General features: G+C 63.6%; 14 protein-coding genes and 2 pseudogenes. 9 read left to right on the top strand and 7 right to left on the bottom strand.

Annotated elements, in window-relative coordinates; all coding sequences use genetic code 11:
• Positions 1-15 precede the first annotated feature (15 nt).
• Together map and BBBF_RS06860 are read left to right on the top strand one after the other, a co-directional pair.
• Positions 16-792: a type I methionyl aminopeptidase gene (map, locus tag BBBF_RS06865; protein WP_003814888.1), complete on the top strand. Its 777-nt coding sequence runs from the start codon at positions 16-18 to the stop codon at positions 790-792.
• A gap of 210 nt (positions 793-1002) precedes the next feature.
• Entirely contained in the window at positions 1003-2295 is a 1293-nt protein-coding gene (locus BBBF_RS06860) for a citrate synthase (RefSeq protein WP_003818001.1), read from the top strand.
• A 97-nt stretch (positions 2296-2392) separates the two neighbouring features.
• Here BBBF_RS06860 and BBBF_RS06855 read toward each other — a convergent pair whose 3' ends face one another.
• Positions 2393-2935: a 3'-5' exonuclease gene (locus BBBF_RS06855; RefSeq protein ID WP_003814892.1), complete on the bottom strand. Its 543-nt coding sequence runs from the start codon at positions 2933-2935 to the stop codon at positions 2393-2395.
• Positions 2936-3271: 336 nt separating this feature from the next.
• Positions 3272-4279 (bottom strand): aldo/keto reductase, encoded by a 1008-nt coding sequence (locus BBBF_RS06845; RefSeq protein ID WP_021647832.1) that lies wholly within the window; start codon positions 4277-4279, stop codon positions 3272-3274.
• Between the two features lie 109 nt (positions 4280-4388).
• Between BBBF_RS06845 and BBBF_RS09660 the strand changes: the two are divergent.
• Positions 4389-4688 (top strand): annotated as a pseudogene (locus tag BBBF_RS09660) (MerR family transcriptional regulator); the annotation flags it as partial.
• Between the two features lie 2 nt (positions 4689-4690).
• Here BBBF_RS09660 and BBBF_RS10385 read toward each other — a convergent pair.
• From BBBF_RS10385 to BBBF_RS06830, 3 genes and pseudogenes are all read right to left on the bottom strand, one after another.
• Positions 4691-4900, bottom strand: a pseudogene (locus BBBF_RS10385) (MFS transporter); the annotation flags it as partial.
• 244 nt (positions 4901-5144) lie between these two features.
• On the bottom strand, positions 5145-5663 hold the full coding sequence (locus BBBF_RS06835; protein ID WP_269446885.1) for a GNAT family N-acetyltransferase: 519 nt from the start codon (positions 5661-5663) through the stop codon (positions 5145-5147).
• A 144-nt stretch (positions 5664-5807) separates the two neighbouring features.
• Positions 5808-8222, bottom strand: a complete 2415-nt coding sequence (locus tag BBBF_RS06830; protein ID WP_021647835.1) for a cation-translocating P-type ATPase — start codon at positions 8220-8222, stop codon at positions 5808-5810.
• A gap of 255 nt (positions 8223-8477) precedes the next feature.
• On the opposite strand from BBBF_RS06830, the gene BBBF_RS06825 reads away from it, so the two are divergent.
• Positions 8478-11285, top strand: a complete 2808-nt coding sequence (locus tag BBBF_RS06825; protein WP_033509898.1) for an ABC transporter ATP-binding protein/permease — start codon at positions 8478-8480, stop codon at positions 11283-11285.
• A gap of 16 nt (positions 11286-11301) precedes the next feature.
• On the top strand, positions 11302-12546 hold the full coding sequence (locus BBBF_RS06820) for a glycerate kinase (protein ID WP_021647837.1): 1245 nt from the start codon (positions 11302-11304) through the stop codon (positions 12544-12546).
• Between the two features lie 82 nt (positions 12547-12628).
• On the opposite strand, the gene BBBF_RS06815 is transcribed toward BBBF_RS06820, so the two are convergent.
• Complete coding sequence (locus tag BBBF_RS06815) at positions 12629-14017, bottom strand: FAD-dependent oxidoreductase (protein WP_021647838.1); 1389 nt, start codon at positions 14015-14017, stop codon at positions 12629-12631.
• 407 nt (positions 14018-14424) lie between these two features.
• Here BBBF_RS06815 and BBBF_RS06810 point away from each other — a divergent pair, with 407 nt between their 5' ends.
• The 3 genes from BBBF_RS06810 (at position 14425) to BBBF_RS06800 (ending at position 18176) form a co-directional block, all read left to right on the top strand.
• Positions 14425-15654: a trans-sulfuration enzyme family protein gene (locus BBBF_RS06810; RefSeq protein ID WP_033509856.1), complete on the top strand. Its 1230-nt coding sequence runs from the start codon at positions 14425-14427 to the stop codon at positions 15652-15654.
• A gap of 144 nt (positions 15655-15798) precedes the next feature.
• Entirely contained in the window at positions 15799-17094 is a 1296-nt protein-coding gene (locus BBBF_RS06805; RefSeq protein WP_021647841.1) for an O-acetylhomoserine aminocarboxypropyltransferase/cysteine synthase family protein, read from the top strand.
• Between the two features lie 182 nt (positions 17095-17276).
• Positions 17277-18176, top strand: coding sequence for an SPFH domain-containing protein (locus BBBF_RS06800; RefSeq protein WP_370622753.1), 900 nt, complete (start codon positions 17277-17279; stop codon positions 18174-18176).
• A 257-nt stretch (positions 18177-18433) separates the two neighbouring features.
• Here BBBF_RS06800 and BBBF_RS06795 read toward each other — a convergent pair whose 3' ends face one another.
• A complete protein-coding gene (locus tag BBBF_RS06795; protein ID WP_021647842.1) occupies positions 18434-19885 on the bottom strand; it encodes an aldehyde dehydrogenase family protein in 1452 nt (483 codons plus the stop codon).
• 265 nt (positions 19886-20150) lie between these two features.
• Between BBBF_RS06795 and BBBF_RS06790 the strand changes: the two genes are divergently transcribed.
• Positions 20151-20516, top strand: a complete 366-nt coding sequence (locus BBBF_RS06790; RefSeq protein WP_003818305.1) for a phage holin family protein — start codon at positions 20151-20153, stop codon at positions 20514-20516.
• Positions 20517-20855: the final 339 nt, after the last annotated feature.

Here is a 20855-nt window from a genome sequence, read left to right as displayed (position 1 = left end):
AGTAGGCTGGGTTGCATGATCGAACTGAAAACCGCTAAGGAAATCGAGGAGATGAAGCCGGCCGGTCGTTTCGTCGGCGAGATTCTCAAGGAACTCAAGGCCATGACGAAGGTCGGCACCAACCTGCTGGAGATCGACGAGTACGTGCACAAGAAGATCGTCGACCGCAAGGGCGCCGAATCGTGCTACGTGGATTATGCGCCGGACTTCGGCACCGGCCCGTTCGCACACTACATCTGCACGTCGGTCAACGACGCAGTGCTGCATGGCATCCCGTTCGACTACAACCTCAAGGACGGGGACCTTGTCAGCCTTGATCTGGCCATCAGCGTCAACGGCTGGGTCGGCGACTCCGCCATCAGCTTCGTGGTCGGCAACGACCCCGACCCGAGCGACCTCAAGCTCATCAAGTGCACTGAGGAGGCGCTCGCCGCCGGCATTGACGCGGCCCGTCCGGGCAACCGTCTGGGCGACGTGTCCTCCACCATCGGCGACATCGCCCGTTCGTACGGCTACCCGATCAACTTGGAATTCGGCGGCCATGGCGTCGGCCACATCATGCACGGCGACCCGCACGTCGCCAACGACGGCAAGGCCGGCCACGGCTACCGCCTGCGCCCGGGTCTGGTCATCGCCATCGAACCGTGGTTCCTCAAGACCACCGACGAGATCTACCAGGACCCCAAGGACGGCTGGACGCTGCGTTCCGAGGACGGGTCGCGTGGCGCCCACAGCGAGCACACGATCGCCATCACCGAGAACGGTCCGGTCATCCTGACCACCCGCGACTGACCGGCAACCGGTCGTCCATCGCCCACGGTCTGTATCGGGCGATGCCGTCGCCGCTTTGGCATGTGATGATGTCCACGTGCTGGAGCGGCGTTTTTGGTGGAAACATGCACGCAATATAGTGTGTCCAATACAAGGCACCGGGACGACGAATTCGATAATTTCGACGACTTGACAATTCGAACGACTCAATCAAGGGATTAAGGAGCGTGCATGGCGACAGCTGAACTTCATGTGGATTCGAATCAGTACACGCTGCCGGTCGTCAAGGCTTCGGCCGGCCCGGATGGCATTGTGGTCTCCAAGCTGCGCAACGACGGCTGGGTCACGCTTGATCCCGGCTTCCTGACCACGGCGCAGTGCGAATCGAAGATCACGTTCATAGACGGCAATCGGTCGATCCTGCGCTACCGGGGCTACCCCATCGAGCAGCTGTGCGAGCATTCCGATTTCCTTGAGGTCGCGTGGCTGCTGCGACACGGCGACCTGCCGACGCAGGCGGAATACGACCGGTTTTGCAGCGACATCAACCACAAGACCATGGTGGGCGAGGATTTCCGCACGTTCATGGGCTCGTTCCCCCGTGCCGCCCATCCGATGAGCGTGCTCGCTGCGGCGGTGAACGCGCTTGCGGCGTTCTACCCCGACACCACCGACATCACCGACTCCGACCAGCTGGATGAGGCCGCGAAGATCATCATGGCGAAGGCGCGCACGGTGGTCAGCTACATTTTCCGGCGCCGCCGCGATGAGCCGATGCTCTACCCGGACCTCGCCCGCGGCTACGTCGACGATTTCCTGCGCATGTGCTTCGCCGTGCCATACGAGCGGTTCGATTCCGACCCGCTGTACGTGCACGCGCTCGGCCGTCTGCTCATCATCCATGCCGACCATGAGCAGAATTGCTCCACGTCGGTGGTCCGCATCGCCGGCTCCGCCCACGCGAACCTGTATGCGGCGATCTCCGCCGGCATCAACGCGCTGTCCGGGCCGTTGCATGGCGGCGCGAACGAGGCCGTGTTGCGTCAGTTGAAGGCGATCCGCGACTCCGGCAAGTCCGTCCGCCAGTTCGTGGAGGACGCGAAGGCCGAGGGGCATCGCATCTCAGGCCTGGGGCATCGCGTGTACAAGTCGTATGATCCGCGTGCCGCGATCGCGCGCCTGTATCTGGAGAAGATCATCGCGCGTGAGGACACCCGCAAGCTTCCCGCCGACGAGCGCGCCCTGTTCGACGTCGCGGTCGAGCTTGAGGACATCGCGCTCAACGACGAGTATTTCGTGTCACGTCACTTGTATCCGAATGTCGACTTCTACACCGGCCTGATATACCGCGCGATCGGTTTCGATCCGGCGATGTTCACCACGCTGTTCGCGCTTGGCCGCATCCCCGGATGGATCGCCCAGTACCGCGAGATGCTCGCCGACCCGAACACGAAGATCGGTCGTCCGCGTCAGGTGTACACCGGCGAGGTGGAGCGCGCCTACATCCCCCTGAATCAACGCTGACGGAAGCGGAAAACTGCGCCGATGGCATTGAGCGTTGGCGGGCGGCGTCAGAGACCGCGCGCCAACGCCCAATGCCATCAGTCAGCTCTCTCCGCTCTCAGCAGTCTCTGCGACGCTGCTCGTCGCGCATGTATTCGAAGCACATCTGTGTCTGCTCGGCGTCCGACAGCGCGCGGTGCTCCTCGACGTCGGCGATGTCGAAACGCTGGATCAGGTCGACCAGCCGGTGTCGGTTGTACTGCGGGTACATGCTCCGGCTCATCTGCAACGTATCGATGATGCGGTTCGGCACCGCATGGTGCAGGATGCGCTGCGCCGCCAGGTCGATGAACTTGATGTCGAACTGCATGATGTTGTGCCCGATCATCGCGTCGTCGCCGCACCAGCGCAGGAAGTCGGGCAGCACGGTGTCCAGCGTCGGTGCCGGTTCGAGCATGTCCGGCGTGATGCCGGTCAGCTGCGTGATGAACGGATTGAGGTTGCGCATCGGATTGACCAACTGCTGATAGGTGTCGACGGGCTTGCGGTCGACGACCTTCACCGCTCCGAACTCGATGATGGTGTCCCGATACCAGCTGACACCGGTGGTTTCCAGATCCAGTACGACATAATCGTCGGGCAGTGTCCCGTCGGGCAGCATCGGTGTCTCCTCCCGGCGGCATGAAGCCGCCTCGTAATGGTCGTGGCGAACTCACTACTGTACATCACCATTGCGATACGATTCGCCGTCGTCGGCTTTCCGGTGTCGCAGGCTCCGAAGAAAAGGAAACCCGGCCCAAAAGGGCCGGGTGAGAAGGAGAAGAGAGAGGGGGACAATTGTGGGGTTACCTTGAGTGACCTCGCCGGCTCTTGCCGACAACCTCCATATCACTCCACCATCCTGGAAGCTGTGCTGTGATTGGCATGAATATATGCCGGTACGTTTCCTTCCGGTACGCTGGGAGCCGTTTCCGGATGCGACTTCCAGCGGTATTCGTCACTGCATGGAGATCTCGTCGATGGCTTTCAGCTCCTCGTCGCTGAAGTCCGTGTTCTTCAGCGCCCCGATGTTGTCGATGATTTGCTGCGGCTTGGATGCGCCGGCGAGCACGCTGGTCACGGCGTCGTCGTGCAGCAGCCAGGCGAGCGACATCTCGGCGAGCGTCTGCCCGCGCTGCTTGGCGATCTCGTTCAGGGCCATGATCTGGCCGTGGACGCGCGTCACGTCGTCGGCGTGCAGGAAGCGCGGATCGTGCGCCACGCGCGAATCCGCGGGGATGCCGTTGAGATACCGGTCGGTCAGCAGACCCTGCGCGAGCGGGCAGAACGTGATGAGACCCTTGCCCAGGTGCTTGGCGGTGTCCTTGAGCCCGTTGCGCTCGACGGTGCGGTCGAAGATGTTGTATTTGTTCTGGTTGATGATGAACGGCACGTGCAGTTCATCGAGGATCGTCGCCGCCCGCTCCAGCTGTGGCCCGTCGTAGTTCGACAGGCCCACATAGAGCGCCTTGCCGCTGGCGACGGCCTGGGCGAGCGCGCCCATCGTTTCCTCCAAAGGAGTCTCGGGGTCCGGACGGTGATGGTAGAAGATGTCGACGTAGTCGAGTCCCAGGCGTTCCAGGCTCTGGTCGAGTGAGGCGAGCAGGTATTTGCGGCTGCCCCAATCGCCGTACGGGCCCGACCACATCTCGTAGCCGGCCTTGGTGCTGATGACCAGTTCGTCGCGGTGGGCGGCGAGGTATTGCCGGATCAGCCGTCCCGCGTTCTTCTCCGCGGCGCCGGGTTCGGGGCCGTAGTTGTTGGCCAGGTCGAAGTGCGTGATGCCGTGGTCGAATGCGGTGAGCACCAGGGCCTTCATCTGGTCGTAGGGCGTGATGTCGCCGAAGTTGCGCCAGAAGCCCAGCGATATGGCCGGGAGCTTCAGGCCGCTGGCGCCGCAGCGCTTGTACAGCATGGTGTCGTAGCGCGTCGTGGCGGGCGCGTAGGTGCCGGTGGGTTCGAACATGGGTGCCTCCAGGTGTCGTCGATCGGTCCGATGTCTCCATTGTCACGCTTCAAGTTGGCTTGAGCGCAAGGGCGTCCGGCGTGTCATCCTCGCGGCTACAATGTCGAGCATGGAACGATACACAATCCGCGAGGTCGCCGACATGTTCCATATGGAGCCGTCGACGCTGCGGTATTACGAGGATGCGGGGCTGCTCACCAACGTTGGCCGGACGCCGGCCGGGCAGCGCATATACCTCCAGTGTCATATCAACCGCATGAGGACGATCTGCTGTTTCAAGCACGCGGGCATGTCCATCGAGGACCTCAAGCGGTTCTTCGCGTTCGAGGCCGACGAACCGGAGCATATCGACGACATCGTCGCACTGCTTGAGGACCGTCGCGCCGCCATCGAGGCGCAGCGCAGGACGCCGAAACCGGGCGCCGCCGTGCACACGAGCGTGCCGAACAGGAACATGCCGACCGCGTAGAAGAACAGCTGCCGTGTGGTGAACTTCTGGACGAGGAACGCGCTGATGGGGATCATGGTACCGTTCGTCAGCATGAACACGGTGCTCAGCCATTGCGCAGTGTTGCTGGTGATGTCGAAATCGTGCATCAGATGGGGCAGCGCCGAGGTCATCAGCGTCTGATTGAGGATGGCGGTGAAGCTGCCGACCATCATCACGATGATCGGGACCAGATCACGCTTCGACATGGAATTCGACTGCGCTACGGCGGTATCGGATATGTTCGATTGCATGCATACCTCGCGAGACTCGGGGGGGGCGGCCGATCTCGGCTGCTGCTGCCAGACCGCCGCTGCGGCCGTTCGGCGACACAGCTCCTGCGGGGATTCACGGAAAAACAATGAAACCGCATACTGTCTATCGTCCCTGTGGACAACACGACTGCTGCCGCTCCCGCCGAAAGTCCAGACGCATCTGATGCCAAGCCGCGCCGCCGTGACGGGAACCGCAGACGCCCTCGTCCCGGTACCCGAAACGCTCATAGAAGCCGATCAGGGGTTCCTTGCACGTCAGCACCAGGCCGTCTCGCCCGGCATCGCGCGCGTCTTCGATGACGGAGCGCATGAGGCGGCTCGCCCGCCTCTCCCGTCGGCTCCCGGGGTCGGTGCACACGCTGAACAGCATCTGCCACGCGCCGCGCTCGTCATGCATGGACGTGTCCGCATACATGGCATCGACCAGATCCGGCTCGTCGGTGACCATGCCGTTGATGGCCGCCGTCAGCCGGTCGTCGTCGAACAGCAGCCAGAAATGGTCGGCGTATGTGCGCAACCGGTCGGCGATGGCGTCGCGGCTCGCCGCCTCCGCCGGCGGAAAGCATTCGGATTCGAGCGCTGCCAGCGCATCCAGATCGCTCATATCGGCGTGTCGTATCATCTGCATGGCTTCACTGTAACAGCTCTCTGCCGTGACCGCGCAGTCAGGGAAAACACATGTGCCCGGCCCGGAACGCATCGAACATGAATGTCCGAATCGCTCCGGGCCGGACGCCGGCCGGCATCACGGGGAATCGCTCGCCGGTCAGCGCCGTGACCGCAGCCATGCCCGCTGCGCCGCGATGATCGCGGCGGTGACGGCCATCATCACCACGAACGCCACCGCGAACCATGCCCACATCGGGCCGGTCATCGCAACCACTTCGAACAGGTGCGGCAGGATGAGCAGCGCGAACGGGGCACCCAGCACCATCGTCACGCAGACGAACACGCGGATCTTCGTGAACGGCACGCAGCTCTTGATCACGGCGACCATCGACGCGGCGACCAGCAGCGCGAACATGACCGTGCGGTTCTGCGTCTCGCCGAACGGAGCGATGAGGCTGAATGCGATGATCATGCCGGTGACGACGATCGCGAACGGCGCCGCCTTGCCGAGCGCAGTGGGCAGGAACCGGCCGCGGATGCGTCGCGTGTCCGATTCGAATATCGTCAGGAACGACGGCCACGCCTCGATGCAGGCATCGACAAGCGTGATCTGGATCGGAATGAACGGGAACGGGACGTTCAAAGCCAGGCAGAAGAACGACACCAGCACCGAGTAGATCGTCTTGATGAAGAACACGGCGGCCGTGCGGGTCACGTTGTTGACGACCTTGCGGCCCTCCAGCACCACCTGCGGCAGGTAGGTGAAATCGGAGTCGAGCAGCACGACCTGCGAGATCTGGCGCGCGGCGTCCGACCCGGAGGCGATGGCGATCGAGCAGTCGGCCTCGCGCAGGGCGAGCAGGTCATTCACGCCGTCGCCGGTCATCGCGACCTGATGCCCGGCCCGCTGCATCGCCTGCACCAGCTGGCGCTTCTGCTTGGGGGTGACGCGAGAGAACACCGTGTATCGGCCGGCGACGTCGTCGAACGTGGAATCCGGGGCGTCCGCCGGCACCGAGGTCATGTCGATGACGTCACGCCAACGCTCCAGGCCGGCCTGCCGGGCGACGGCGGCGACGGTGTCGGGATGGTCGCCGGAGATGACCTTCACGTCGACGCCCTGGTCGCGGAAGTACGCCAGCGTCTCCTTGGCCCGCGGGCGGATGTTGTCGCGCAGCGCGATCAGGAACATCGGCTGCAGCGCATCCGGCAGACGCTCCTCGTCCGTCCACGCGCCGGGCAGGTATCCGACGGCGATCAGACGCAGTCCCTGACCCATCAGCGCGGCCGCCTCATCGGGCAGGTTCGCGCCAAGGATGCGCTCCGGGGCGCCCAGGAACACGGTTCCGGTCGCCGTCGCGGCCGACTCGCCCTCCTGCGCGTGGCGAGGCGCGTCTGCCGCACCAGCCGCTGCGCGCATCGTGATGGCGCCCCATTTGCGCTTCGATGAGAACGGGATGATGGCCTGCGCGGCGAAACGGCCGTCACTGGCGGGCGCCGCGGGCTGCCCGGCATCGGCGGTGGAGTCGTCGGCACCGAAATGGGCGCGCAGCGCCGCGATGGTCACGTTGTTGTCCTCGCTGGCGTCCAGGTAGGCGCGCAGCAGCGCGTCGGAATCCTCGGCGGCACCGCGCTCGCCGAGCGGCACGATCCGGTCCACGCTCATGTTGCCGTCCGTCAGCGTGCCGGTCTTGTCGAGGCACAGCACGTCCACATGCGCCAGCGTCTCCAGCGAATAGATGTTCTGCACGAGGATCTTGGCCTTCGCGAGGCGGATCACGCCGGTGGCCAGCGACACGGAGATCAGCAGCACCAGTCCCTTCGGCAGCATGCCGAGCAGCGCCGCGGCGGACGACACCACGGCGTCGTACGTGCCGGAGCGCCGCAGGAACATCGCCTCGACGAACAGCAGCACGCCCAGCGGGATGATCAGGAAGCTGGTGAACCGGGTGACCTTGCGCATCGAATCCAGCAGCTCGGAGTGCACGCGCTTCTCCTGGCGCACCTCGTTGATCAGCGAATTCGTGTAGTTCTCGTCGCCGACGTGCGTCACACGGGCGTACGCGCGGCCGGAAATCACCGAGCTGCCGGAATACAGCTCGCTGCCGGCGGTCTTGTCGATGGAGTCGCTTTCGCCGGTCAGCAGCGATTCGTTGACTTCCAGACGGCCGTCGATGACCACGGCGTCGTTGCAGATCTGCTTGCCGGAATCCAGCACCATGACATCGTCCTTGACGATGTCGCCGGCCTCGATGGTCGTCTCCTTGCCGTCGCGCAGCACCACCGCGTGCGGCTGGTTGAGGATCGTCAGCTCGTCGACGAGTTTCTTCGCCTTGAATTCCTGCGCGATGCCGATGACGATGTTGAGGATGATGATCGCGATGAACAGCATGTTGGAGTACGCGCCGACCGCGAACAGCAGTATCGCTATAGCGAAGTTCAGTGCGTTGAACAGCGTGCAGATGTTCTCGCGCAGTATCGCGCCTGTCGATTTGGTGACGCTTCGCGCCCCGGTTTCGCCCTCGCCTCGCGCGCGGCGTTCTTCGACTTCAGATGTAGTGAGTCCTGTCATGGTTTCGACTGTATGGGAAAACTGCTGAGGGGGGCGCTAAAAAAACGCAAAGCATGCTTGATACACACACTTGACGCGCGAGGGCCGTCACGGTTCCGTCATGTCAAAGCGACGCAAAGTCGTTTGTTGTCGGTTTTATTCCCCATGCTTGCGGTGAATCACGAGGCGCTGGGGGAACGGGTCGGATACAGTGGTGTCATATCGCAAATCATGGAGACATACGACGAACCACCCATGGGTAATAAGGGGAGCATCGTGCTGCAGATCAAGTCGATTTCCAAGCAATACAAGACCGGCGATTTTGTGCAGAAGGCGTTGGATGACGTCAGCCTGAACCTGCGCGACAGCGAATTCGTGGCGATATTGGGCCCGTCGGGTTCCGGCAAGACCACGCTGCTCAACATCATCGGCGGCCTGGACCGGTACGACAGCGGCGACCTGATCATCAACGGGGTCTCCACCAAACGGTACAAGGACCGTGACTGGAATTCGTACCGCAACCACACGATCGGCTTCGTGTTCCAAAGCTACAACCTGATTCCGCACCAGACGATTCTGTCGAACGTGGAGCTCGCGCTGACGATCTCCGGCGTATCCCGTACCGAACGGCGGGAGCGTGCCCGCAAGGCCCTCGAACAGGTCGGGCTGGGCGACCACATCAACAAGAAGCCGAACCAGCTGTCCGGCGGGCAGATGCAGCGCGTCGCCATCGCCCGCGCCCTGGTCAACGACCCGGACATCGTGCTGGCCGACGAGCCGACCGGAGCGCTCGACTCCGACACGTCCGTGCAGATCATGAACCTGCTCAAGGAGGTGGCGAAGGACCGTCTGGTGGTCATGGTCACACATAATCCCGAGCTCGCCGAGCAGTACGCCACCAGAACCGTCCAGCTGCGCGACGGCGTGATCCGCAGCGATTCCGACCCGTACGAGGTCGAGGAGGGCGCGTCCGAGGCACCCGTACACAAGAGGCTGGGCAAGGCCTCGATGTCGCTCGCCACGTCCATCGCGCTGAGCTTCAACAATCTGAGGACCAAGAAGGGCCGTACGCTGCTCACCTCGTTTGCCGGGTCTATCGGCATCATCGGCATCGCCCTGATCCTGTCGGTTTCCACCGGCGTTAACGCGTACATCGACAGCATCCAGCGCGACACGATGACCGCCTATCCGATCACCATCGACTCGCAGACCTTCGACATGACCAGCATCATGGGCGCCCAGGCGGGCGGCAAGGAGACCGGAGGCAAATCGGCGAAGAACGACGGCATCTACCCGGACGACCGCAGCATCAAGCAGGCCTCCAGCCTGACGAGCAGCATCACGAAGAACAACCTCGCCGATTTCAAGAAGTATCTGGACGACCCCAACAGCGAGGTTCGCCAATATGTCGGCGAAACCGGCATCCAATACACGTACGACGTGAAGTTCTCCGTGTTCAGCCACGATCCCGACGGCACGCTGGTCACCGCGAACGGCGTCACCATCGGTGCCAAGTCCGATTCGACATCGAACGCTGCGCGGATGAGCTCGATGGGCCAGTCGTCGAGCATGTCCGACATGACGAGCATGCAGATGACGGTGCTGACCGGCAAGACCGACACGAGCGCGTCGCCCGACTCGTTCCATGAAATCATGCCGGGGGCGAAGGACGATCAGCTCATCAGCAAGGTCATCACCGACAACTACTGCGTGGTCAAGGGCGCATGGCCGACCGGCAAGGACCAGGTCGTGCTCGTGCTTGACGACGACAACAAGGTACCGCTCACCACGCTGTATGAGCTGGGCCTGCTCAAGGCCAGCGACTACACCGACATGATGAACAAGCTCAACGACGGCGAGACGGTCAAGACACCCACCGGCAAGATCGACTACGCGACGGCGATGGGGCAGAAGCTGGCCATGATACCCGCCGCAGACCAGTACGTGAAGGACGCGAACGGCGACTACACGTACATCGGCGACGACGCGGACGCCATCGCAGAGCGCTTCGACTCGGCGGAGCAGCTGAAGATCGTGGGCGTGGTCAAGCCGATCAAGGACGCCTCCGCCACGCCGCTGGCCACCGGAATCGGCTACACCCGCGCACTGACCGACGAGCTGATCGACCATGCGAACTCCAGCGCCATCGTCACCGACCAGGAGAAGGACAAGACCCGCGACGTGCTCAACGGCCTGGCGTTCTCGCCGTTGGACGACGCGGCGAAGGCCGCTGATGCCAAGACCTATGTGGCCTCGCTCGGCGTGAGCGACAAGGCGAACATGGCCAAGGCCGTGATGCAGTCGCAGTCAGCGCAGTCGGCTCAGCCCGGGCAGGCCGGGCAGTCAGCCGCGGGCGGGCAGCGGATGGCGGCGATGAGCGAGCAGCAGCTCGCCGACAGCTTCGACCAGTACATCGCCACCGCCTCGCAGGACGTGCTGGTCAAGATCTACGACCAGTACGTCTCGACCGGCACGTATGACGACAACCTCGCCGCGTTCGGCGTGGTGAGCCGGGACGCGCCCTCGACGATCAACATCTACACCGACAGCTTCGAGGACAAGGACCACGTGTCCAAGGCCATCACCGACTACAACAAGACCGTGCCCAAGGCCGACAAGATCGTCTACACCGATTACGTCGGCCTGATGATGAGCTCGGTGACGACGATCATCAACGTGATCTCCTATGTGCTGATCGCGTTCGTGTCCGTGTCGCTGGTGGTGTCGTCGATCATGATCGGCATCATCACGTACATCTCGGTGCTGGAACGCACCAAGGAGATCGGCATCCTGCGCGCGATGGGCGCCTCGAAGCGCAATGTGTCGCAGGTGTTCAACGCGGAGACCGGACTCATCGGCCTGTGCGCCGGCCTGATCGGCATAGGCGTGACGCTGCTGCTGCTCATACCGGGCAACCAGGTGCTGCACCATTTCATCGGCACCAACGACGTGAACGCCGCGCTGCCGGTGGCCGGAGCGGTGATCCTGGTGGTGCTCAGCATGGTGCTCACCCTTATCGGCGGCCTGATTCCGTCGCGCAAGGCCGCCAAGCAGGACCCGGCCACCGCGCTGCGCACCGAATAGCAGGCGTGATCCGGCGATGCGATACCTATGTGCGCCTGATTCCTTCAAGGAGAGCCTGACCGCCGCCGAGGCGGCACGGGCCATGGCCGAAGGCATCCGCCGCGGCGACCCCGACGCCGAAATACGATGCCTGCCCATGGCTGACGGGGGAGAGGGAACCGCGCGGGCGCTGGCCGACGCCACCGGCGGCACAATGCTGACGGCCAGCGCGCACGATCCCCTCGGACGCCCAGTGCAGGCCGGGCTCGCGCTGCTCGGCGACGGCCGCACCGCGGTCGTGGAGACCGCCGCCGCCAGCGGACTGGCGCTGCTGCGCCCATCCGAACGCGACCCGAAGGCCACGACGTCATACGGCACGGGCGAACTGATCCGGGCCGCGCTCGACGCCGGCGCCGAGACGATCATCGTCGGGCTCGGCGGCAGCGCCACCAACGACGCGGGCTGCGGTCTCCTGCAGGCGTTGGGGGTGCGGCTGCTTGACCATGACGGGCGTGACGTGCGGCCGGGCGGGGCGGCGCTCGCCGAAGTGGAGCGCGTTGACCTAAGCGGCCTGGACAGACGGCTTGGCGACGTGCATGTCATCGCCGCCTGCGATGTGACCAATCCGCTGACCGGCCCCGAGGGCGCCAGCGCGGTGTTCGGCCCGCAGAAGGGCGCGAGTCGCGAAGACGTGACGCTGTTGGACGGCGCCCTGCGGCACGTCTCGTCGGTCATCGAACGTGCGCTCGCTGAACAGGTGCCCGCCGAACGGAATGGCGATGGCGGAAAAGTCGAAGCGGCCGTGGCTGAATCATCGTCTCCTGGCCACCGTTCCCGTCCTGACCACCGTACCCGCACGCCCATCGCCGATCATCCCGGAGCAGGGGCGGCGGGCGGCATCGGCATGGCGCTGCTCGCCGTGCTGCACGCCGATTTTCGCCCGGGTATCGACTTGGTGATCGAGCAGTCCGGGCTGGATGCCGCCGCGCAATGGGCGGACATCGTGTTCACCGGCGAAGGTTCGATTGACGCGCAGACCATGTTCGGCAAGACGCCGGTCGGGGTCGCCTCCGTGGCGAAGCGGCACGGCAAACCGGTGATTGCTATCGCCGGCCACGTCGGCGACGGCATCGAGTGTCTGCACGGGCGCGGCATCGATGCGGTCTTCGGTGCCGCGCCGGGTGCCGCGAGTCTCGATGAGCTGCTGCGCGACGCCCGTGCGAACGTGGCCCGCACCGCCGAACAGGTCACGCGGCTGATGCGAATCGTGCGCTCGCATTAGCCGCGGATACGAGAACCGGAATGGCCGTTTCCCAATGATCGGGGCTTTCGCATCCGCGTTGAGCGCGAGTCAACGATTGGGGTCAGCTTTCGGCCACTGCCTGAATGGCCACGGCTCCGACGAAATTGATCGGCTGGCTGAAGTTCGGCTGGAAGAACAGGTCGGCGCCGGCGAGCTGATCGATCGTGAACCCCGCCTGAATGGCCACGGACACGACGTTCGCCGCCTGCGAGATGTCATGCTTCGACAGGAACTGCGCACCCAGGATGCGCCGGGTGACCGGGCTCCACACCAGCGTGGTCGTCACCGGCGTGGTGGTGAGCATGAAATCGGGGCGGTAATCCTGCGTGATCGTCGTCGATTTCGCGGCGATGCCTCGGCGTTTCGCGCCGCCGGCGGTGAGTCCCGTGGCGGACATCGCCAGATCGTACAACTGCACTGCGCTGGTGGCCTGCGTGCCGGGATACCGCTTCGTCGCGGCGACGATGTTCTCGCCGATGAGCAGCCCCTGCCGCACCGCATTGGTGGCGAGCGGGATGTAATCGTCCGCGCCGGTCGGGTTGTATCGGACCGTGGCGCTGTCGCCCGCCGCGAACACGTCGTCGAGCACCGTGTTGTCCGGCAATGAGGCGCGCATGTAGTCGTCGATGACGATCGCCCCGTTCTTCAGCATACGCAGCTGATCCGCGAACAACGCGGTGTTCGGGCGGAATCCGGCGCCCAGGATCGCCATATCGGCCGTGTACTCGCCCTTCTCGGTGACCACGGTCACGCCGGAGCCCTCGATCCCGTCGCTGCCGGCCGCCGGCCGGAACGCCGTCACCTTCTGGCCGAGCGCCAGGGTCACGCCATGCTCGTCGAACGCCTGCTCCACGTCATCGGTGATGGTCGCGTCGAAATTGTTCGCCAGCACGCGGTCCAGCGCATCCACCAGCGTGGTCTTCACGCCGATTTCGCTGAACTGCTCGGCGATCTCCGCGCCGATGTACCCCGCGCCGATCACGACGGCCGATTTCGCGCTGCCCGCGCGCTCCTTGATCGCCATCGCATGGTCCCAGTTCTTGCACAGCAGCACGCGTCCCGATTCGAGCGCCTCGTCCAGCCCGTCGATCGGCGGCACCACGGGCGCGGAACCGGTGGTGATCACCAGTTTGTCGTATCGGTATTCGCCGACTTCCCCGGTGTTCATGTCACGGGCGCGCAACACCTTGCCGGCGACATCCACATCGAGCACGTCGTGGCGCATGTGCATCGTGGCACCGGCTTCGGCGAGGGCCTTCGGCGACGAATAGAACATGCGCTTCGGGTCGGACACGTGGTCGCCGACCCACAGCGCGATGCCGCAGGAAAGGAACGACAGCGAGTCGTTGCGTTCGAATACGTGGACCGTCCAGTCGGGATGCTGCTTGAGGATGGATGTGGCGGCGAACGTTCCCGCGTGAGTGCATCCGACGATGGCTACGGTGGTCATGGGCGAGCTCCTTTGCTTGGGTCCCTCCGGCGCGTGGATCCCGCCGGCGTCACTCCAGCATATCGCCCGGTTCCGCTGCCGGGGTGAGACCAAATGCCCTGCAGGGCCCGGATGTGACGAACATCACGATGGCCGATGGGTCGTGGCGTCGGTTTCTGCGCGAAGCCATGTCGCACTTAGTCGCGCCTTGGTTGCCGCCAGAACATTCCGTGCGTGTCGCAAATGGCTCTTGCCGGTCGTCAAAGATGCCGTGCAAGTCGTGAAAATCCAGTGTTTGCAAAGGTTTTGAGCATCCTATAAATAATGTGTATGCCGTCCGGGTTGCGAGGCCGCCGGCCGCTGACTACCTTCATAAGGGTCACGCGAGGTTCATCGGGAAACCCGCCAAAAAACCGCAGGGGGTGCTCATGACGAGGTTCAACACTCAGCTGGTCCACGGATTGCCGGTCAACGACAACAACACCGGAGCCGTCAACCCGCCCATCTACAACTCATCCACATACACTGTCGAATCGGTCAACGCCATGCCCCGCTGGGATTATGCGCGCAGCGGCAACCCGACCCGCGACTTTCTGGAAAAGCAGATCGCCCAGCTGGAGCACGGGACTCGCGGCTTCGCGTTCGCGTCCGGACTCGCTGCGATTCACGCGGTGCTGTCCATCTTCAAACCCGGGGACCGCATCGTGGTCGGCAAGAACATCTACGGCGGCACGTATTCGCTGTTCAACGAGTACTTCGCCGAGCGTGGGCTGGAGTTCGACAGCGTCGACACCGCCGACTACAAGGCGCTCGACGCCGCGATCAGCGGGCGCGACAGAGGCGGCCGCGCGGCCAGCGCCGTATATTTCGAGACGCTGACCAACCCGCTGCTGCAGATCAACAACGTCAACCGCATCTCGGCCATCGCGCACCGATACGGCGCGCTGTCCATCGTCGACAACACGTTCGTCACCCCGTACCTGCAGCAGCCGCTCGATTTGGGCGCGGATATCGTCATCCATTCGGCCACCAAATACCTGGCAGGCCATTCCGAGGTGAACGCCGGCCTTGTGGTGGTGTTGGACGATGAGGTCGGCAATGGCATCTACTTCGCGCAGAACCGGTTCGGCGGCGTGCTCGCCCCGACCGAATGCAACGACGTGCGCCGTGGCATCCAGACGTTAGCGCTGCGCATGGAGTGTCAGCAGCGCAACGCGCAGGCCGTGGCGGAATACCTGCTGGCGCATCCGCTCGTTCGGGCCGTGCATTACCCGGGCGTGTATGGCGACCGCAACCATCTGCTCGCCGAGAATGGACTCAAGGGGTTCGGCGGCGTGCTGTCCTTTGAAGTGGTGCCGGGGGTTGACCCGTCCATCGTGCTCGACAACCTGCACGTGTTCCATCTCGCCGTCAGTCTGGGCGCGGTGGAAAGCCTCGCCGAGCTGCCATGCCGCATGACGCATTTCGAGCTGCCTCGCGAGGAGCGTCTCAAGGTGGGCATCACCGACGAGCTGGTGCGTCTGTCGGTGGGCATCGAGGACGTGTCCGATCTGATCGAGGATCTGGGGCAGGGCTTCGACAAGGCGTTCGAGGCGCTGGGCATCGACGGCGTAAGCGGTCAGGTGCTCGACCGGCTGACGACGGAAGTGGCCGCATAGGGTCGCGTACCGTGCCTATCATGCGGTGCGGGCCGTGCGGGCGTTGACGTTCATGGCGATGACGCCCGCACTGTCGTGTCTTGAAGAAATATGGCGGTCGGTGTTCGTTGTTTTGGCGGTCATGCGGATGAAAGGGATTTGGAAATGACTGATTTCAGCACGCTTGCGGTTCATGGCGGGTATAATGCGAACCGCAACGACAATGCGGTCAGCGTGCCCATCTACGCCTCCGCCGCCTTCGATTTGGAGAACGCCGCTCGTGGCCGTGATCTGGCCGCCGGTGAGATATCCGGGTTCGAGTATTCCAGAGTCGCCAATCCGACCGTCGATGCGCTCGAACGCCGGCTTGCCGCCCTGGAGGGTGGCGTCGGCGCGGTGGCGGTGTCGTCGGGCATGGCCGCGGTGTCATACGCGCTGATGTGCGCGGGGGAGGGCGGTGGCCGCATCATCGCGCCGACGAACCTGTATGGGGCGTCAGTCGATGCGCTCGGCGACTTCCTGCCGCAGTTCGGCATCCACGCTGATTTCGTCAAGGACATCAACGACCTGCATGAGATCGAGTCTCTGATCGGTCCCGCGACCCGTGCCATCTTCGCCGAGACGGTCGCCAACCCGAACACCGCCATCACCGATATCCGTCCGCTGGCCGATCTGGCGCACCGGCACGGGCTGGCGCTGATTCTCGACAACACCGTGCCGACGCCGTACCTGCTGCGCCCGATCGAATTCGGCGCCGACATCGTTGTGCATTCGACCACCAAGGGCATCACCGGGCATGGCAACGCCATCGGCGGCGTGATCGTCGACGCCGGACGGTTCGACTGGGCGAACGGCCGTTTCCTGCAATTCACGCGGCCTGAGCAGGTCATCGCCGACATCGACGGCAACCGGCGCAGCTTCTCCGGGGCGTTTGGCTCCGAAGCGTTCATCAGGCGCATCCGCGTCAAATACCTGCGCACGTTCGGTGCCGTGCAAAGCCCGTTCAACGCATACCTGCAGCTGATCGGACTGGAGACGCTGCCGCAGCGGGTCGCCCGCCAGGTCGAAACGGCGACGGCCATCGCCGGGCACCTCGAACACACGCCGCATGTCGTGTCGGTGAATTATTCAGGGTTGCCGGACTCGCCGTATCATGCGCTCGCCGGGAAATACTTCCCCCGAGGCGTCGGCCAGATCCTCTCGTTCAAGGTGGAAGGCGGCGCGGACCGTGTGCGTCGCATCCTCGACGGCGTGAAGCTGTTCTCATATGTGCCAAATATCGGCGACGCAAGGTCGCTGATCGTCGACCCCGCGAACATCACTCACCGCGAGGTGCCGGAATCGTATCGCAAGGCCGCCGGTGTGAGCGACGATCTGATTCGTCTGTCCATCGGTCTTGAGGACGCGGGAGACCTGATGGCCGACCTTGACCGGGCCATAGCCGGCGCATACGGGGAGTAGACGTGGGCATGCCGCCGTCCCGTACGGTGAGACGAAGAAGGGCCACACGGCGAACAACTCTTGAATTCTATGTGAGCTTTCACTGAAAGCCCGTCGTTTTCGGATAGGATGGAATAGACATCGCACCCAAAGTAGGGTGCGGCAACACCAGGCAAGGAGGAATGATGGGTGTTCTGGTGGGAATGACGGGTGCTCTGATCATATCGGGCGTCATCGTCGTCATCGTCCTCGCCGTGCTGTGCGCCTCGATTTTCATCGTGCCGCAACAGCAGGCATACATCATCGAACGGTTCGGCAAATACAATAAGGTCCAGTTCGCCGGCATCCACGCCAAGATCCCGTTCGTCGACCGCATCTCGACGAAGACGAACATGCGAGTCTCCCAGCTGAACGTGCAGCTGGAAACCAAGACGCTCGACAACGTGTTCGTCACGGTCGTCGCTTCGACGCAGTTCCGTGTCAATCCTGAGAACGTCGCCACCGCATACTATGAGCTGCGCGATCCCGCCGGACAGCTCAGGAGCTACATGGAGGACGCGCTGCGTTCCGCGATCCCGGCGCTCAGCCTCGATGACGCCTTCGCCCGCAAGGACGACGTCGCCTTCGACGTGCAGAAGACGGTCGGCGCCGAGATGGCGCGCTTCGGCTTCACCGTCGTCAAGACGCTGATCACCGCCATTGACCCGAGCCCGCAGGTCAAGAGCGCGATGGACTCCATCAACGCCGCGCAGCGTGAGAAGGAGGCCACCCGCCAGCGTGCCGAGGCGCAGCGCATCCAGATCGAGACGCAGGCCGCTGCGGACGCCGAGAAGACCCGACTCCAGGGTGAGGGCCAGGCCAACTACCGTCGTGAGATCGCAAACGGCATCGTCGACCAGATCAAGAGCCTGCAGGCCGTGGGCATGGACATCAACGACGTCAACAACGTCGTGCTGTTCAACCAGTACCTTGATGTGATGCGCTCGCTGTCCGAGTCGAACAACACCAAGACCGTCGTGCTGCCCGCCTCCACGCCCGGCGGCTACGAGGATCTCTACCAACAGGTCACCAAGGCCATGCTCACCACCAACGAAGCCAAGTAACAAGTCCTACTCATCGATAAAGCCCCTCATCGCGAGGGGCTTTTCCATTATGCCCCCGTTGACGGGCTGAGCCGTCAAGCAAACAGCGGTGCTGTTTGTAGGCGAAGAGCGAACGACAATGAGCCAGCGGAACAGTCATGCTTAGCCCGTCCATAATTGCAGGGGCCGAAGGGCTGTCGGCTGAGCCGACTGGGGGTGGTCACCACCCACCGGCGCTGCACGTCACCTCCCGCCAGCGGGAGGTGCGCCGTGTCCCGCTACCGCACTCTCGGCGTATGGCTGACTGCCGAAATCAGTATCTTCTTCAAGCCGTCATACGGCGGATACACCAACGAAAGCGTATCCGGCACCGCGGACTTGCCGACCACGGTCTTGACATGACTGAACTCCAGGAACCCGGCCTTGCCGTGATATGAGCCCATGCCCGAAGCTCCCACGCCGCCGAACGGCAGCCGACTGGAGATCAGATGGCCAAGCGGCAGGTTGAATCCCAGTGCTCCGCAACTGACTTCGCGCTCGAACATCCGCCGTACCCTCTTGCTGCCCGTGAACGCGTAGGCCGACAGCGGGCGTGGCCGGGCGTTGATGAATTCCACTGCGGCCTTCGCGTCGGCGACTTCCAGAATGGGCAGAATCGGGCCGAATATCTCCTCCTGCATCACCAGCGCATCGGGTTTGACGCCCAATAGCACGGTCGGTGCGATGTAGAGGTCATCGCGTCTGGTATTGCCCCCGCATACCGTGCGTCCGGTGGCGGGGTTCTTCGGATCGGGCAGCAGCGCAGTCAGCCGGTCGAAATGCCGGGTGTTGATGATGCGTCCGAAACTGTCGGAATGTTGCGGGTCTGAGCCGAAGAACCGCGTGACGGCCTTGGCGATCTTTCCTGCCAGCGGCTCGATGACGTCGGACGTTGCGAGCACATAGTCGGGTGCCACGCAGGTCTGCCCGGCGTTGATGAACCGCCCCCAGGCGATGCGCCGCGCGGCGACTTCGAGGTTCGCGGTACGGTCGACGAACACCGGCGACTTGCCTCCGAGCTCCAAAGTGACCGGTGTGAGATGCTTCGCGGCGGCGGCCATGACTATCGAACCGACTTTTCCTCCGCCGGTGTAGAAGATGTGATTGAACGGCTGCTCCAGCAGCTTTGTCGTCTCCTGCGGTCCTCCCTGAACCACGCGGAACGCCTGCGGGTCCATGTACCGTGCGATGAGGTCCACCATCACGCCGCTGGTGTGCGGAGACAGCTCCGATGGTTTCATGCACACGCAATTGCCTGCGGCGATCGCGTCCGCCATAGGCTCGAAACTGAGCAGCACCGGATAGTTCCACGGCGAGATGATGAGCGCCACGCCTTTCGGCTCGGCGACTGTCCAGCCGACTGCGGGCTGCAGCAGGTAATGCATCGGCTTGGGATGCCGCGCCGCCCACCTGCCGAGGCGTGGCTTGATGAAGCGAATCTCATCGAGCACCAGCCCGATTTCCATCAGCGCGGTCTCCGCGGCGGGTTTGCCCAGGTCGGCGCGTACCGCACGGGCGATGACGGTGGCATTCTGCCTCAGCATTCGGGCCATCGCGTCGAGTTGCGCCTTTCGCCAGCGCAGTGGCCGGGTGACTCCTGAGCGGAAGGTCGCGTCCAGTTGCGCGAACGCCCGTTGCCGGGCGGCTGCCTGCTTCGTCGTGGTCGCCGCCGCCGTTTCCTTTGTAGTCATCGTCGTCCTCCTGTTTGCATGGTAGCCGAAGAATCCGCGGAACGTAATCGACGATTTCCGCCCTGACGTCGTATTGGAGTTGCATGCTGGCTCCTGCTGGCGGGAGCTGTCGGCGGAGCCGACTGAGGGTGGTCTGGGTCTTTAGGCGGCGATTGTGCCCTTAAGTGCAATCGTTCTCGATGATCGTGCCCGACATATGATGAATGCACCGAACCGGCACATCGCAACCGATCGGTGACGGCTTGGATGGCATAAGATGGGCGCCATGAAGGATTTTCTGATGCGATGGCTGGTGCTGACGGTTGCGGCCGCGGTGATGGTGGTGCTTCTGCCCGGCATGACCGCGGTGGGGCAGCCTCCGATTTTGGGAATCGCAGTGTTCGCGCTGTTCATGGCGCTGATCAACGCCTCGATCAAGCCGGTGACGCAGCTGATCGCGTTGCCGTTTTCGATTCTCACGTTCGGGCTGCTGTATCTGGTCATCAACTGGCTGTTCATGCGGCTCGCCTCATGGTTGGCAATCAGTCTGTTCGGTGTTGGCGTGCTGGTGCACGGGTTCTGGTGGGCGGTGCTCGGCTCTCTCATCATGTCCATTGTCTCGGGGATCGTCGGCAGCATCGTGCGCGATTGAGCGTCGGCGTACATCCGGCATGATGGTCGGATTTCGGGCCTCGCATGATTGCCTGGCCGCGAGCCGACGGCGTTCGCGGACACCCCGGTTCCGTCGGCCACACACCGTGCTAGGATATGCACCGAAGTCAAGGCGATGATCCGTTATCAGCGGGGAGTCTTCGGAAGAAAAGCTTCATGACGGTCGATCGAACGTCGACGGCACGAAGCTGAGTAGAACCGACGGGATCGGCCCGTCACAGCCGAACACAAGCGGTCGCGAGTTTTCGCCGTCTTAGGATGGCCGGATGCGAGCGACAAGCGAGGTGGTACCGCGGTGGCGGTCGGCAGCCTGAGGGCA

It is taken from the genome of Bifidobacterium bifidum ATCC 29521 = JCM 1255 = DSM 20456, assembly GCF_001025135.1.
Classification (GTDB): domain Bacteria; phylum Actinomycetota; class Actinomycetes; order Actinomycetales; family Bifidobacteriaceae; genus Bifidobacterium; species Bifidobacterium bifidum.
Note: the sequence above shows the minus strand (reverse complement) of the source record. Positions and strands in the feature narration are given on the sequence as shown.

Coding starts and splice junctions, on each gene's coding strand:
- BBBF_RS06795 (WP_021647842.1), bottom strand. CDS start 19,885: ATGACTACAAAGGAAACGGCGGCGGCGACCACGACGAAGCAGGCAGCC.
- BBBF_RS06820 (WP_021647837.1), top strand. CDS start 11,302: ATGCGATACCTATGTGCGCCTGATTCCTTCAAGGAGAGCCTGACCGCC.
- BBBF_RS06855 (WP_003814892.1), bottom strand. CDS start 2,935: ATGCTGCCCGACGGGACACTGCCCGACGATTATGTCGTACTGGATCTG.
- BBBF_RS06790 (WP_003818305.1), top strand. CDS start 20,151: ATGAAGGATTTTCTGATGCGATGGCTGGTGCTGACGGTTGCGGCCGCG.
- BBBF_RS06800 (WP_370622753.1), top strand. CDS start 17,277: ATGACGGGTGCTCTGATCATATCGGGCGTCATCGTCGTCATCGTCCTC.
- BBBF_RS06810 (WP_033509856.1), top strand. CDS start 14,425: ATGACGAGGTTCAACACTCAGCTGGTCCACGGATTGCCGGTCAACGAC.
- BBBF_RS06835 (WP_269446885.1), bottom strand. CDS start 5,663: ATGATACGACACGCCGATATGAGCGATCTGGATGCGCTGGCAGCGCTC.
- BBBF_RS06845 (WP_021647832.1), bottom strand. CDS start 4,279: ATGTTCGAACCCACCGGCACCTACGCGCCCGCCACGACGCGCTACGAC.
- map (WP_003814888.1), top strand. CDS start 16: ATGATCGAACTGAAAACCGCTAAGGAAATCGAGGAGATGAAGCCGGCC.
- BBBF_RS06860 (WP_003818001.1), top strand. CDS start 1,003: ATGGCGACAGCTGAACTTCATGTGGATTCGAATCAGTACACGCTGCCG.
- BBBF_RS06805 (WP_021647841.1), top strand. CDS start 15,799: ATGACTGATTTCAGCACGCTTGCGGTTCATGGCGGGTATAATGCGAAC.
- BBBF_RS06815 (WP_021647838.1), bottom strand. CDS start 14,017: ATGACCACCGTAGCCATCGTCGGATGCACTCACGCGGGAACGTTCGCC.
- BBBF_RS06830 (WP_021647835.1), bottom strand. CDS start 8,222: ATGACAGGACTCACTACATCTGAAGTCGAAGAACGCCGCGCGCGAGGC.